This window comes from Rhizobium sp. 10N414, from assembly GCF_056394785.1.
In genome coordinates this window covers 128,537-141,746 of sequence record NZ_JBFTIN010000013.1, presented here as the reverse complement: position 1 = coordinate 141,746, position 13,210 = coordinate 128,537, and the positions used below count along the sequence as shown (strand labels likewise).

The following is a 13,210-nucleotide window of genomic DNA, read 5'->3' as shown; positions in this document are numbered from 1 at the left end:
CAGCAGGTGATCCTTCGGCACCAGACTGTCGAGCGTCACCATCTCAAGAGCCGTCTGGGTGGGGGCAGGTTTCTTCAACATGTCCCAATGAATCACAAACCCCCAGACGGTGCCAGGGGTTTGTCAGCAATCTGAGCCCCGGACCAAAATCCGGGGCTTTTTCTTTGTCCGAACTGGACTGTCGGTCAAATCTTGCCGGCGCGCTGCTGGATCATCATGAACGTGTCGAAGGTGTACTCCGACAGCTGCGCCCAGAGATACGCATCGCGCTTGAACGCGGTCTGATCCTCGTAGACCTTCTTGAAATACGGGTTCGAGGCCGAAATCTCGGCGTAGATCCCGAGGGCAGCCTGGAAGCAGGCTTCCATGATTTCCTGGCTGAAAGGACGAAGCGTGGCGCCCTCCGCCACCAACTGCTTGAGTGCCGTGGGGTTCTTCACATCGTACTTTGCCATCATGTTTGTGTTGGCAAAGGCGCAGGCATCGGTCAGTGCCGCCTGATAGTGCTTAGGCAGGCTGTTCCACTTTTCGAGGTTGAAGAAGGCGTGGACCGTCGGGCCGCCTTCCCACCAGCCGGGGTAATAGTAGTACTTCGCGACCTTGTGCAGGCCGAGCTTCAGGTCGTCATAGGGACCGACGAATTCTGAAGCGTCGATCGTGCCCTTTTCAAGGGCCGGATAAATATCGCCGCCGGCGATCTGCTGCGGAATGACGCCAACCTTGCTGATGACCTGGCCGGCAAGACCGGCAATACGCATCTTGACGCCCTTCAAGTCGTCAAGCGTATTGATCTCCTTCCGGAACCAGCCGCCCATCTGGGCGCCCGTGTTGCCGGCCGGCAGGCCATAGATGCCCTGCGTGGCGTAAAACTCATTCATCAGCGTGTTGCCGTTGCCTTCGTAGAACCAGGCATTGGTCAGGCGTCCGTTCAGACCGAATGGAATGGCAGTGCCGATCGCGTAAGTCGGATCCTTGCCAACAAAGTAATAGGAGCACGTGTGCGCGGCCTCGACCGTGCCGGCGCTGACGGCATCGGCGGCCTGAAGGCCCGGAATGATTTCGCCGGCCGCAAAAGGCTGAATGGTGAAGTTGCCGTCGGTTGCCGCGGCAAGGTGCTTGGCAATGTCATCCGCAGCGCCATAGATCGTATCGAGGCTCTTCGGGAACGACGACGTCATGCGCCACGAAATTTTAGGGTTCTCTTGTGCAATGGCGGGTGCTGCCAGTGCACCCGCAGCAGCAACGGCGCCGGCGCCGGCGGTTCCTGCCTTCTTCATGAATGAACGACGATCCATCAAAAACCTCCCGTATAGATGGCACTGCGAGGCGAACCCTCGTCTCTACCCGCAGCAATGGCGGGAAGCTAAGCACGGTGGCGACCGTGTTTCAAGCACTGTGCCATTAGTCTTTGGCATCACAACGGCAATATGGCGGCGAAGTGCATTTCCATGAGAATCAGCAGGTTAGCGGTAATTTGCCGGAGCCGGCGGCCACGACTGCCGTAATTCCGCCCGCGATTGCGCCGAGACGTTGACTTCCGGGCCGTTCTCGGCTCTCTCAATACACCAATTCCATCTTCCGACCGGGGTTAAAATGACGAAGCCGATCGTCGCTGTTCCTGCCGATATCCGCACCTTCGACGGTGCCACATGGCACGCCGTCCAGCATCAGTATGTGCGCGCGGCACTCAATGCCGCCGGTGTCATGGCCTTCATCATTCCGGCCTTCGAGGAAGGATACGGAACCGACGCGATTCTGGACCGCGTCGATGGCGTTCTCGTCTCCGGTTCGGCCAGCAACGTCCACCCGTCTTACTATGGGGCAACGGCGACCGATGCCGACGGCCCCTTCGATATCGCCCGTGACGCCACCGCTCTGCCGTTGATCCGCCGTGCCATCGACCGCGCCATTCCCTTGCTCGCAATCTGCCGCGGCATTCAGGAACTCAACGTCGCAATGGGCGGCACGCTTGCCAGCGAAATCCAGGACCAGCCAGGCATATGGGATCATCGCACCCCGGCCGAGGTAGACCGTGACGGCAAGTACGCGATCCGCCAAAGCGTCTTCGTCAAGGAAGGCTCCTGCATCGCAGGTATCGTCGGCCCCGGCGAGATCAGGGTGAACTCACTGCATCGCCAGGCGATCGCCAAGACCGCGCCGCGCCTGCAGGTCGAGGCCGTCGCCGAGGACGGCACGATCGAGGCCGTGTCCGTGATCGATGCCCCGGCCTTTGCGGTCGGCGTCCAGTGGCACCCGGAGTACTGGGCCGAGACCGACAAGCCGTCCAACCAGATCTTCTCTGCTTTCGGCGATGCGGTCAGGGATTACGCGGCAGGCAAGCTCGCCAAGGCGGCGGAAAAAACCCCCGCCTGATTGGCCTGCCAGTTGCGCGGCCCTTTATGGCTGCACGGTGAAAACCTACGATGACAGCGGCTTGCCCGCCTGTTCGCGAACCATGTATTCCGCATACCAGGTCGGCCAGTCTTCATCGCGCTTGCCGATGCGCTTCTCATGTTCTCCATGAGCGGCTTCCGCACGGCGCAAGGCCGCGGCGAGATCGCTGGCAGACGAATACATCGTTTCATCAGCATCTATGCGCCCAGGCAGTCGGGTCGTGATCTCCTGAAACAGCCAGCCGTTTCCATCCGGATCGCTGAATGAAGCAAACGAGCCGTAGCTCTTGCGCTGGGGATGCGGACCTCTCACGCGTGCATTTTCGCCGGCATGATGGAAGACGCCACCGGCATCGTGGAAGACATCACTCAGCGCGACGCCGCGTTCGGCGAGCTCGGCACGAGCGGCTTCGACATCGGAAACGATCAGATGGAGGCCCTGCGCCGTGCCGGGCACGGCCGCCGTCACGTTCTTGCCGAAGATGACGGAGCAGGGCGAGCCCGGAGGCGTGAACTGAATGACCCTGAAGTCGTCGCCCGTGACGAAATCGGCATCTGACGATGACCTCGAGCTTCATGGCGGCCGTCCGCATTGCCGGGGTCCTGGCCGCAGTCTCGCTGTGCCAGAGGTATTGCCCATGTTCAGCTCTCTGGTTTGGATACTTCGAGATTGGCAATAAAACTTGGCGAGTGGATCACAGCGACCGCAGGCAGTCGAATCAATTTGTCCCATCCGAGCACGGCGGATAGGAGCTCCTGCGTTTACCTTCGCATCGCCCACCGCAGGCCGACGGCGACCGCCAGGCCCAGCAGCGGCCACATCGCCCAGAACACCCCGTGCCATGTCAGCAAGTTGATGATAACGATACCAATGCCGATAACGGCCAAGCCGGCAAGACGCTGGTCGAAGCGGCTCTGATTCCGGTTCCAGGCCATCGCAGCGACGAAGGCAAGGCCGAGGAGCGGCCAGACGGCCCAGAACTCGCCCTGCCACGTCAAAAGATTGATCACGACCAACGTGATCGCGACAACCGCGAACACCCCGCCAATCTTCCGCACCCTCGGTGCAAGGGGGCGCCCCGGCGCAGGCGCCGCAGCCGCCGGCAACGGGCGAGCGGGTGGTGCGGGCGTCGTGGACACGTCGTCTCCGATCCGCACAGCATAGCTCGGCACGGCCTCGCTAACGTTCTTCACCGTCAGTGGCCCGAGAAAATCGAAGCCGACGGCGACCTTGTTGCGGACCTGGTCGTAGACTGTGTTGGAGATCACGATGCCGCCCGCTGCTGCGGAAGCCTGAAGCCTAGCGGCGATATTGACGCCGTCGCCGTAGAGGTCGTCACCCTCGGCGATGACATCGCCGAGATTGATGCCGATCCGATAGAGCATGCGTCCTTCCGCCGGCCGGGCGGCGTTTATTCCGACGAGTTCGTTCTGGACATCGATGGCAGCGCGCACCGCTTCGACGACGCTCGGAAATTCCGCGATTAGGCCGTCGCCCCAGGTATTGATCACCCGACCGCCATGCGCGCCGATCAGCCGCGACATCGCATCGCGCGACCACTTCAGCATGGCAAGGGTACCCTCCTCGTCGGCGCCCATCAGCCGCGTATAGTCCTGGACATCGGCCGAGAAGATGGTCGTCAGCTTGCGTCGCATTTCATTCATCGGATTGCGATCCACCCTGGGTTTGGCAAGACAGTTTGCAGCAGCAGCCATCTGATAGGGAGATTTCCCCATTCGAAAGTTCTGCAATAGCTGACCACATTTTTCAACGCATACGCGAACAATGCCCTGGGCGCTTCCAGCAGAAAGATGCGCGTTGCGTGCGATCGAGTAAAACAAATCCGAATGCGCACCGCTGTCAGCGAGACCATGGAACCGCCAAGTCGCAGGAACGTTTCTTGCTCACATCGGGCGCTACCAGCATCCCGCTGGCACTCCTGAACAGGAGGTAACCATGAAAACGCTGATCGTCTCTGCCGGCCTGTTGGCTGCAACCGCCTTTGCGGCGTTTGCGGCGGAACCGGCCAAAATGGTCGATACGAAGATGGGCAAGATCCTGGCAAACGCCAAAGGCATGACGCTCTACACGTTCGACAAGGACGCCATGGGCAAATCGAACTGCGACGAGGCTTGCCTGAAGAAGTGGCCAGCCTTCCACGCCGCCGCCAAGGCCAAGGCCGAAGGCGAATGGACACTCGTCAAGGCGGCCGACGGCAAGGAAATGTGGGCATACGAAGGTAAGCCACTTTACACGTTCGCCGGAGACAAGAAGCCCGGCGATATGACAGGCGATGGCGTCGGCGGCGTCTGGCACGTCGCCAAGTAGCCAGGCACAGTAGACTGGGGTGAGGCCGACGGTCTGTCCGCGTGCGCGCCTCATCCCGGCCCGAGATTGAGATAATCAGCCCTTCGCTGGTGTTTCCGGAACTGGCGTCAGCGGCCGGCCCTTCCCGAACCACTCAACGAGATTGTCAACCACCAGATCCGCCATCGCATTGCGCGTCGGCACCGAGCCTGAGGCGAGGTGCGGCAGGAGCACGGCGTTCGGAAGATCGAGCAGCGAAGCCGGCACGTTCGGTTCGTTGTAGAAAACGTCGAGGCCGGCCGCGCCGATCGTTCCCGCCTTCAGTGCCGCTGCAAGCGCTTCTTCGTCAACAGTCCACCCGCGCCCGACATTGATGAACACGCCGTCGGGGCCGAGCGCCGAAAGAATGTCGGCATTGATCGTCTTGTGCGTCTGCTGCGTCTTCGGGACGATGGAGATCAGCGTGTCGACGGCTTCCGCAAGGTCCTTCAGCGACGGGTGGTAGCCATAGGGCGCGGTGGCATGGCGCGTGCGAGTATGATAGCTGATCTTCACCTTGAACGGTTCAAGGCGCTTGGCGATCTCCTGGCCGATGCGGCCAAGGCCATAGATCCCGACATGCCGCCCCTTCAGGGAGAAGCGCGACAGCGGATAGTTCTGCCCGGGCTTCCAGTTGCCGGCCCGCAGCCAGTTCTCGGCACGAGGAAGCTCTCGCACGGCATTGAGGAGCAGTCCGATTGCCGTATCGGCGACCTCGTCGTTCAGCACATCGGGCGTGTTCGTGACGATGATACCCTTGGTTGCCGCATGCTTGGCATCGACGCCGTCATAGCCGACACCGAAGCTGGAGATCAGTTCGACCTTCGGAAGACTGTCGATTGCTGCCGAATCAAATGTGCCGGAAACGGCGACACCGCGAATCTTTCCAGCGGCCTCCGCGTCAAGCGTCGAGGGATTGGCTTCGACAACGTCGAAGCTCTCCTTCAGGCGCGTCAGGACGCGTTCGTGTATCTTCCCGGGAACGAGAACGGCGATGCGGGACATGGCACTTCCTCTTGGCTTGCTACGGGCGCGGTCGGTAGGGGCTGGTCGACTGGCGGATGCGCATCTCGGGCTTGATCAGATGGATGCCGTCGGGCTCGTGGCTGCCCGCCAGGCGATCGAGAAGCGCGCGGGCAGCAAGGCGTCCGACTTCCGCCTGGCCATTCCAGACGGTGGTCAGCGCCGGCATCGATATTGACGCTTCCTCGAGGTCGTCATAGCCGGTGACGGAAATGTCCTTGCCGGGAACGAGACCGGCGCGGGAAATGCCGTTCATCAGGCCGATCGCGACGAGATCGTTCCAGCAGACCGCCGCCGTCGGCTTTTGCGGCAGCGACAGGAAATGCACCGCCGCTTCGAAACCACCCTGCATCGAGCGCGGACCGGGAATGCGTAGACCCGGATCAACGTCGATGCCGGCCTTGCGCAGCGCATTGACGTAGCCCTGATAGCGATCGCGTCCCGTCGACGTCTGGTCGGTACCGCCGATCATGGCGATCGAGCGATGGCCAAGGCCGATCAAATGGTTGGTGGCGAGCGAAATGCCGTAGCTGTCGTCGCCGCGATAGGTCGGAAGGTCCAATCCGTCCAGCGAGCGGGCCACCAGGATCGCCGGCATGCCGTTGTCTTCCGCAAGCTGCATATCCTCCGGCGGCGTACCGATCGCCGGGGACATTATGACACCGTCCCCACCGAGCTGCAGCAGCGTTTCGATGAAGGTGCGCTGCTTTTCGACGGAGTCGTAGTGGTTCGACAGAATGAAGGTGTGCCGACTGCGATCGAGCTCGCTTTCGATCGCCTTCAGGATTTCGCCATAGAACGGGTTCATGATGTCGTGGACGACGACACCGATGATGCCAGAGCGGGACGTACGCAGGCTGGCGGCGCGGCGGTTATAGATATAGCCGAGTGCGCGGGCCTGTTCCTTGATTTTGTCCCGGGTGGCACCAGCCACGAGCGGGCTGTCACGTAAGGCAAGAGATACGGTTGCTGTGGAAATGCCGAGCGTTTCGGCGATCGTCGAAAGCTTTATCTTTTGAGCCACGTGTCCTCCCCAGGCAACGCGCGGTTGTCCTTGCGCCCAACCATTTCAAGAGTCGAGCACTATTAAAATGTTTAATTAAAAGATTAAACGCAACGAAGCAATTCGTAATTTCACAAATCTGTCAGATTTCCTCAGGCTCATCGAGAGGGATGGCGGCGGACTGCAAGTTGCCGTCGATTGCCTTCAACAGACGGACAAGATTGCGAATTTCCTTCTCGGAGAACTCCTGGGTGGCCATGCTGTCGCACGCCGAGGACGCCATTTCGATTGCCTTGACGCTGCCGCGACCGAGTTCAGTCAGATAGACCTTGGTCAGGCGGGCATCGTCGGCATCCGGCTTGCGTTCGAGGAAGCCTTGGGCTTCCATGCGCCCGATCGTGCGCGTCATGGTTGGCGCCTTAACGCCGAGCTTCTGTGCCAACCCGCCTGCCGTCATCCCGTCGGTTTCCGCGAGCAGCAAAATCACGCCGTCCTGGCCGGCATAGAGACCGCTTTCAAGCAGGTTGCGAGACAGCACGGTGCGCATCGAGCGGGCCGCCTGTGTCAAAGCCGGCGAAAGATCTACAACCGTATATTCGGTCTGGTCCTTCTTCTTGGATTTCTGCTTCTTACCGTCCTTGTGCTTCTTCCCCATCGCGATTCCTTTGACTTTGCCGTGTTGCGCATCCCTCGCCTTGCAAGGGAGCCGGAACATTCATAATCATCTCCCCTAAATCGATTTTGGTTTAAGGGCTTATGCGATAAGCATTGAGAACGCTGCGCTATCACATTGCGCATCATCTCGTCATAAACAAGAGGGCTTAGCCGGATGAATGTGCCTTCTCGCGACTTCGAACACAACGATCCGAATCTCTCCCCCTCGGACCGCAGTCGGTGGATCGCAATCCTGCCGCTTGGCGCCCACGAGCAACACGGACCTCACCTGCCCTTCGACACCGACGCATTGATTGCAGCCGGCATCGTTGCCCGGCTCAAGGCTGCAATTCCCGCCGCCTCGCCGGTCACGTTTCTGCCGACAGAAACAGTCGGCTATTCGATCGAGCACATGGACGTGAAGGGTACGCAAACGCTGACATATGGAGAGGCCATCCAACGCTGGCTCGGCATTGCCCGGAGGCTCTCGGACATGGGCATTCGCAAGTTGGTGATGTTGAATGCCCATGGCGGCAACTCACCGCTGATGACGATCGTTGCGACGGAGGCCCGCGTCCGGTTCAACATGCTCGCCGTCGCCACGAGTTGGACGCGCTTCGGCGTTCCCGCCGATGTCATCTCGCCCGAGGCAAAGGCGATCGACATCCACGGCGGCGACATCGAGACGTCGGTGATGCTGGCGCTTCACCCGGATAAGGTCGACATGACCAAGGCTGCAGACTTCCCGTCCCGACAGTCGGATTTCGCTGCCCGCTTCAAGCATCTGCGTGCCTATGGCCCGCACGCCTTCGGATGGAAAATGTCTGACCTTAGCCCATCGGGCGTGGCGGGCAACGCGTCGCTGGCGACGGCGGAGAAGGGCGAGGCGCTGATTGCGCAGTCCGTGAGGGGGCTGGCCGAACTGCTGCAGGACGTCGATGCATTCGACGCGGCGGAGCTCGATTGAAACCATCGCCGGTGCGATGTGATCTTATAACATACAAAACCCTTTGAACTGCCGCCCGCAACTCCTTATATGAGACCGACGAATTTTCAGCCCCGCCCCCGGGCGTGCCATCTCTCGAGGTTCTTATGACCGACGCGATCCCCACCCAGCAGAAGCCTATCCCCGTTACCGTTCTCACCGGCTACCTCGGCGCCGGCAAGACGACCTTGCTCAACCGCATCCTGTCGGAGAACCACGGCAAGAAATATGCGGTCATCGTCAACGAGTTCGGCGAGATCGGCATCGACAATGACCTCATTGTCGAATCCGACGAAGAGATCTACGAGATGAACAATGGCTGCGTCTGTTGCACCGTGCGCGGCGACCTGATCCGCGTTGTCGAAGGCCTGATGCGCCGCCCCGGCCGTTTCGACGGCATCATCGTTGAAACGACGGGCCTTGCAGATCCTGTGCCGGTCGCCCAGACCTTCTTCATGGATGACGACGTGCGCGCCAAGACGGAACTCGACGCCGTTGTCGCTCTCGTCGACGCCAAGCATCTGCCGCTGCGCCTGAAGGACAGCCGCGAGGCCGAAGACCAGATCGCCTTTGCCGACGTCGTCCTGATTAACAAGACCGACCTCGTCACGCCGGAAGAGCTGGCGCAGATCGAGGATATCGTTCACGCCATCAATCCCTCGGCCCGCGTCTACAAGACCAGCCGCTCGGGCGTCGATCTGGCCCGCGTTCTCGATCAGGGGGCTTTCAACCTGGAGCGCGCGCTGGAGAACGATCCGCACTTTCTTGATCATGACCATGACGATCACGTCTGCGGTCCGGATTGCGACCACGACCACCATCATCATCATGCGCATGATCACGACCACGATCATGACCATCACCACCATGATCATGATCATGACCACCATCATCATGGCGCCATGTCGCCGATCCATGACGTGACGGTGCAGTCGGTCTCGCTGCGTGGCGGCGAAATGAACCCGGAACGCTTCTTCCCCTGGATCCAGAAGATCACGCAGACTCAGGGGCCGAATATCCTGCGCCTCAAGGGCATCATCGCCTTTAAGGACGATCCCGAACGCTACGTCGTTCAGGGTGTCCACATGATCATCGAAGGTGACCACCAGCGCCCTTGGAAGGACGGCGAGAAGCATGAGACCCGTCTCGTCTTCATCGGCCGCGAACTTGATCACGAAAAGCTCCAAGCTTCCTTCAAGGCGTGCGAGGCGGCGGCCTGATGCCCACAGTTGCCCCGTTTGATCTCGACGGCCATATCCTGGCCGTCGAATTTTTAGGTGACACCCCCTTCTTCGCCAATGCCGCCGGCACCATCCACCGCCTCGACGGCGGCGAGAAGGTGACCGAGGCCCATCAGGGCATGCTGAGCTGCATCCGCGACCCGTATAGCGAAAGCCTGATTTCCGGCGGTGAGGACGGCAAGGTGCTGCGCATCGGAGCCGATGCCGGGGTGACCGAGCTTGCAAACGCGCCGCGCAAATGGATTTCCCAGCTTGCCGCCGGCCCGCAGGGCGCCGTCGCCTACTCCTACGGCAAGAGCGCTCTCGTGCGCCTCGCCGACGGCACGACCAAGGAATTTACCGAAGAGCGGACCGTCGAAGGCCTCGCCTTCGCGCCCAAGGGCATGCGCATTGCCGCCGCGCGCTACAACGGCGTGTCGCTGCATTGGGTCGGCACCGCTGCCAAGCCGGTCGACCTCGAATGGAAGGGCGCCCATACCGGCGTCACCTTCTCGCCTGACGGCAACTTCCTCGTCACGACGATGCAGGAGAACGCACTGCACGGATGGAAGCTCGACAGCAAGGCCGGCGCTGAAGCCCGGCACATGCGCATGACCGGCTACCCCGCCAAGGTGAAGTCTCTCTCGTGGTCCGCGAAGGGCAAGTGGCTTGCCTCGTCAGGTGCGCCGGCTGCGATCGTCTGGCCATTCCAGGGCAAAGACGGCCCGATGGGCAAAGCGCCGCTCGAGCTCGGCACCCGCGCCAACATCATGGCGACCTCAGTGAAGTTCCACCCTGTCGAAGACATCCTGGCGATCGGCTTCATCGACGGCATGATCCTCGCCGTCCGCATTGCCGACAGCAAGGAAGCGCTGCTGCGCCGACCCGGCAAAGGCGCGATCACGTCGATGAGCTGGAGCAAGAACGGCAAGCTGCTGGCCTTCGCTTCCGAAGCCGGCGATTGCGGTGTCGTCGATATCGCAGCCTAAGCTTTTGCGCGGCTGTGTTATCAGGACAGCCGCGCCGCCTCGATAATCTCCGCAAGAACACCATGCAGCGCATCGCGGTAGCCGGTGCGCGCCGATGGGCCGCTCTCGTCCGATGTCATGACAACAGTCAAGCCGAGCGAGGGGACGATGTAGAGCATCTGGCCGCCATATCCCCAGGCGAAATGGACCTCCTCGCCGCCAATCTGTCGCGAGAACCAGCCGTAGCCATAATCGTCGCCGGAGAAGCGCGAATTGGTGCGGTGCTGCCACGATTGCGCGATCCAGTCCGCAGGCACGACCTGCGTACCATCCGCAGCCTTGCCGCCGTTGCGATAGAGTTCGCCGAAAGCCAGCAGCGAGCGGGCCGTCATCGCCATCTGGTTCCCGCCGAGATAGATGCCCTGCGGATCGCGCTCCCAGGCGCTGATCCTAAAGCCGCTAACGGGTGCCAGCCATTCGCGGGCGAGCGCCAGCGTCGACCTCCCGCTGACCTTCGTCAGGATCGCCGAGAGAAGGTGCGTGGAGGCGGTCGAATAGAGCATTTGACCGCCAGGCGCGTCGTCGAAAGGTTGGGCAAGGGCAAAACGCACCCAGTTGAGCGAGGCAACCCAGCGCCCGTAATTGGGACCAGACAGGCGACCAAGCCCCGCCTGCATCGAAAGTAGGTTGCCGATGGTGATCTCGTTAAGCCGCGGATCGGGATCGGCAGGCAGATCAGCTTTCAGGATCGGAGCGATCCGTTGGTCCGGGCTTTCCAGCAGTTTCTTTTCGATGGCGATGCCGACGAGGCATGAAATGATCGATTTGGAAGCGGACTTGATGTTGACTGACTCAGTCGCGGCGTGGTCGCCGTAGCCCTGTTCCGCCACCGTCCGCCCATCCCTGGCGACGATCACGGTTCTCAGCGGCTTCAACTCCACGCGTGAGGACAAGCTCTCGAGCAAAACTGCCGTCCGGCCGTTCTCCGGCTGTGCAACGGCAGCGAGCGGCGACAGCAGGAAAGCGACGAGCAAAGCGAGGCGCGTGATCATTTCGCTGAGCTAGCGTAGGCAGAACGCAAAATCATCGTCCGCCCGATGCGGCTCACGCGGACGTGAAACTTTATGATCGGCGGGGACGCGTCTGATGAACACGACCACAGGCGTAGGCCGCCATCCCGCAGGCAGCCCAAGGCGCCGCGCGAAGCCATGCTTCGTGACGGTTTTCCCGATGGGAGTGGGCAGGCGATTTGGGGTAGCGGAATGGGATGTCAGGCTGCATCGCCTGCCCGATTGCGGCGAGCTTTCCGGCTTCTCAAATTCGACAGGAGCGTCTCCCGATCCCGATTCCCCGATGGATCTTCAACCCTGACGGTATCCGACCCAGCCTCGGCAACCATCATCGAGCGCCGAAATATGAACGCAAGGCGGACCGGTTCATGAACCCGGCTCCCTGCCAGATGACGAGGAGATTATAGGGCGACCACGCGCCAGCGAGGAAAACCAATGCCCAAACTTTCATCTATATGCTTGAAATAATTGCAAATTCGTGAGAACAAATCAGGAATTTCGCCCACTTTGGGGCGAAACTCAGGTGTTGCTAAAATATCATTAATTTTTGCTCTCACAGTTTTTTGTTCATCTGGCGTTCAGAAAACTCTTTGGAAAGCCACTTTTTGAGCCCACATTGGACTCCTGAGAATAGGAGTGCATGAATGATTCTAAGGGCCACTGCCGCAGCGACTATATTCGCGGTTTATGCTTTCACGATGTTCTTCATCGCCGCTATACCTGAAAATGTCGTTCAGACTGCCGGAACTCAATTGGTCGACACAAGCGTCGTCAAATAATTGAAGCCTGAGGGGGCACGCAGTCATAAAAGTTTAGGCTAAGCGTTCGTCCGGTTTTCCGGCGCCGCCTAAACTTGATTTCCGAAAAACGAGAAAACAAAAGGCCCCTCCCCATCAGGGGAGAGGCCTTGCCGATCACGCCGCCCTGCGGACCGGGGCGCTTGCCAGCATCCGCCCCGAGGGGACGATCATGCCGGCCGCACCGTCAAGCCAGCCCTCGATGAGCTCCAGCGCCAGGAAGCGCGAGCGTTCGAAGGGACCCGGCATGACGAGATGTTGAGCCTTCCCGGAAAAAAAACCGAAACGTTCGTAGTAAGGGGCATCGCCGACGAGCAGGATCGCGCCATGCTCACGGTTCTTCGCTTCCAGCATGGCGGCGCGCATCAGCGCCGAACCGACGCCCTTGCCCTCGAAGCTCGCATCAACCGCAAGCGGCCCGAGCAGCAGCGCGTTGATCGGCGTGCCTTCGGCGTTGACGCCGGCCTCGACGTTCCACAGGCGCACGGTGCCGATGACATGGCCGTCGCGATCGCGTGCAACCAGCGCCAGGCCTTCAGCCGGCACACGGCCGCGGCGGATCTTTTCCGACGACTTCTTGCGGCGGTTCGCGCCCATGGCACGATCCAGCAGGTTTTCGCGAGCCACGACGTCGCCAGCGTTCTCGGCGTCGATGGTAAAGACAGAAGGCGCAAAAAATGCGCGGACAGAATCAAGAACAGCGGCCATCGTGGCCTCCCGTACCCAAAACCGATATGAGCGGCGATTGAT

The 13,210-nt window shown here is 60.8% G+C and carries 12 protein-coding genes and 1 pseudogene; 5 read left to right on the top strand and 8 right to left on the bottom strand.

The window, feature by feature from the left end; all coding sequences use genetic code 11:
- Positions 1-185 precede the first annotated feature (185 nt).
- Positions 186-1,295 (bottom strand): TRAP transporter substrate-binding protein, encoded by a 1,110-nt coding sequence (locus tag AC1DE4_RS14810; protein WP_113162346.1) that lies wholly within the window; start codon positions 1,293-1,295, stop codon positions 186-188.
- A gap of 298 nt (positions 1,296-1,593) precedes the next feature.
- On the opposite strand from AC1DE4_RS14810, the gene AC1DE4_RS14805 reads away from it, so the two are divergent.
- Positions 1,594-2,373: a gamma-glutamyl-gamma-aminobutyrate hydrolase family protein gene (locus AC1DE4_RS14805; protein WP_018856572.1), complete on the top strand. Its 780-nt coding sequence runs from the start codon at positions 1,594-1,596 to the stop codon at positions 2,371-2,373.
- Between the two features lie 45 nt (positions 2,374-2,418).
- Here AC1DE4_RS14805 and AC1DE4_RS14800 read toward each other — a convergent pair.
- Positions 2,419-3,033, bottom strand: a pseudogene (locus AC1DE4_RS14800) (VOC family protein).
- Between the two features lie 122 nt (positions 3,034-3,155).
- Positions 3,156-4,058: an adenylate/guanylate cyclase domain-containing protein gene (locus AC1DE4_RS14795; RefSeq protein ID WP_192241457.1), complete on the bottom strand. Its 903-nt coding sequence runs from the start codon at positions 4,056-4,058 to the stop codon at positions 3,156-3,158.
- Between the two features lie 292 nt (positions 4,059-4,350).
- Here AC1DE4_RS14795 and AC1DE4_RS14790 point away from each other — a divergent pair, with 292 nt between their 5' ends.
- On the top strand, positions 4,351-4,722 hold the full coding sequence (locus tag AC1DE4_RS14790) for a COG4315 family predicted lipoprotein (protein WP_018856569.1): 372 nt from the start codon (positions 4,351-4,353) through the stop codon (positions 4,720-4,722).
- A 75-nt stretch (positions 4,723-4,797) separates the two neighbouring features.
- Here the strand turns inward: AC1DE4_RS14790 and AC1DE4_RS14785 are convergent, their stop codons facing one another.
- The 3 genes from AC1DE4_RS14785 to AC1DE4_RS14775 all read right to left on the bottom strand — a co-directional run bounded on the left by AC1DE4_RS14785 (position 4,798) and on the right by AC1DE4_RS14775 (position 7,421).
- Positions 4,798-5,745, bottom strand: coding sequence for a 2-hydroxyacid dehydrogenase (locus tag AC1DE4_RS14785; protein ID WP_192241458.1), 948 nt, complete (start codon positions 5,743-5,745; stop codon positions 4,798-4,800).
- Between the two features lie 19 nt (positions 5,746-5,764).
- Positions 5,765-6,787: a LacI family DNA-binding transcriptional regulator gene (locus AC1DE4_RS14780; protein WP_018856567.1), complete on the bottom strand. Its 1,023-nt coding sequence runs from the start codon at positions 6,785-6,787 to the stop codon at positions 5,765-5,767.
- A gap of 121 nt (positions 6,788-6,908) precedes the next feature.
- Positions 6,909-7,421, bottom strand: coding sequence for a MarR family winged helix-turn-helix transcriptional regulator (locus AC1DE4_RS14775; protein ID WP_026371716.1), 513 nt, complete (start codon positions 7,419-7,421; stop codon positions 6,909-6,911).
- A gap of 174 nt (positions 7,422-7,595) precedes the next feature.
- On the opposite strand from AC1DE4_RS14775, the gene AC1DE4_RS14770 reads away from it, so the two are divergent.
- From AC1DE4_RS14770 to AC1DE4_RS14760, 3 genes are all read left to right on the top strand, one after another.
- Positions 7,596-8,387: a creatininase family protein gene (locus AC1DE4_RS14770; RefSeq protein WP_025658912.1), complete on the top strand. Its 792-nt coding sequence runs from the start codon at positions 7,596-7,598 to the stop codon at positions 8,385-8,387.
- A 125-nt stretch (positions 8,388-8,512) separates the two neighbouring features.
- Entirely contained in the window at positions 8,513-9,625 is a 1,113-nt protein-coding gene (locus AC1DE4_RS14765) for a CobW family GTP-binding protein (protein WP_192241459.1), read from the top strand.
- Positions 9,625-10,614, top strand: a complete 990-nt coding sequence (locus AC1DE4_RS14760; protein WP_026371715.1) for a WD40 repeat domain-containing protein — start codon at positions 9,625-9,627, stop codon at positions 10,612-10,614. Before AC1DE4_RS14765 ends, AC1DE4_RS14760 begins: the two co-directional genes overlap by 1 nt.
- 20 nt (positions 10,615-10,634) lie before the next feature.
- Here the strand turns inward: AC1DE4_RS14760 and AC1DE4_RS14755 are convergent, their stop codons facing one another.
- Together AC1DE4_RS14755 and AC1DE4_RS14750 are read right to left on the bottom strand one after the other, a co-directional pair.
- Positions 10,635-11,645, bottom strand: a complete 1,011-nt coding sequence (locus AC1DE4_RS14755) for a serine hydrolase domain-containing protein (RefSeq protein WP_192241460.1) — start codon at positions 11,643-11,645, stop codon at positions 10,635-10,637.
- Positions 11,646-12,577: 932 nt separating this feature from the next.
- Positions 12,578-13,168 carry a GNAT family N-acetyltransferase gene (locus tag AC1DE4_RS14750; protein WP_192241461.1) on the bottom strand — a complete coding sequence of 197 codons (591 nt, stop codon included), beginning with the start codon at positions 13,166-13,168 and terminating at the stop codon, positions 12,578-12,580.
- Positions 13,169-13,210 lie beyond the last annotated feature (42 nt).

Coding starts and splice junctions, on each gene's coding strand:
- AC1DE4_RS14810 (WP_113162346.1), bottom strand. CDS start 1,295: ATGGATCGTCGTTCATTCATGAAGAAGGCAGGAACCGCCGGCGCCGGC.
- AC1DE4_RS14805 (WP_018856572.1), top strand. CDS start 1,594: ATGACGAAGCCGATCGTCGCTGTTCCTGCCGATATCCGCACCTTCGAC.
- AC1DE4_RS14795 (WP_192241457.1), bottom strand. CDS start 4,058: ATGAATGAAATGCGACGCAAGCTGACGACCATCTTCTCGGCCGATGTC.
- AC1DE4_RS14790 (WP_018856569.1), top strand. CDS start 4,351: ATGAAAACGCTGATCGTCTCTGCCGGCCTGTTGGCTGCAACCGCCTTT.
- AC1DE4_RS14785 (WP_192241458.1), bottom strand. CDS start 5,745: ATGTCCCGCATCGCCGTTCTCGTTCCCGGGAAGATACACGAACGCGTC.
- AC1DE4_RS14775 (WP_026371716.1), bottom strand. CDS start 7,421: ATGGGGAAGAAGCACAAGGACGGTAAGAAGCAGAAATCCAAGAAGAAG.
- AC1DE4_RS14770 (WP_025658912.1), top strand. CDS start 7,596: ATGAATGTGCCTTCTCGCGACTTCGAACACAACGATCCGAATCTCTCC.
- AC1DE4_RS14765 (WP_192241459.1), top strand. CDS start 8,513: ATGACCGACGCGATCCCCACCCAGCAGAAGCCTATCCCCGTTACCGTT.
- AC1DE4_RS14760 (WP_026371715.1), top strand. CDS start 9,625: ATGCCCACAGTTGCCCCGTTTGATCTCGACGGCCATATCCTGGCCGTC.
- AC1DE4_RS14755 (WP_192241460.1), bottom strand. CDS start 11,645: ATGATCACGCGCCTCGCTTTGCTCGTCGCTTTCCTGCTGTCGCCGCTC.
- AC1DE4_RS14750 (WP_192241461.1), bottom strand. CDS start 13,168: ATGGCCGCTGTTCTTGATTCTGTCCGCGCATTTTTTGCGCCTTCTGTC.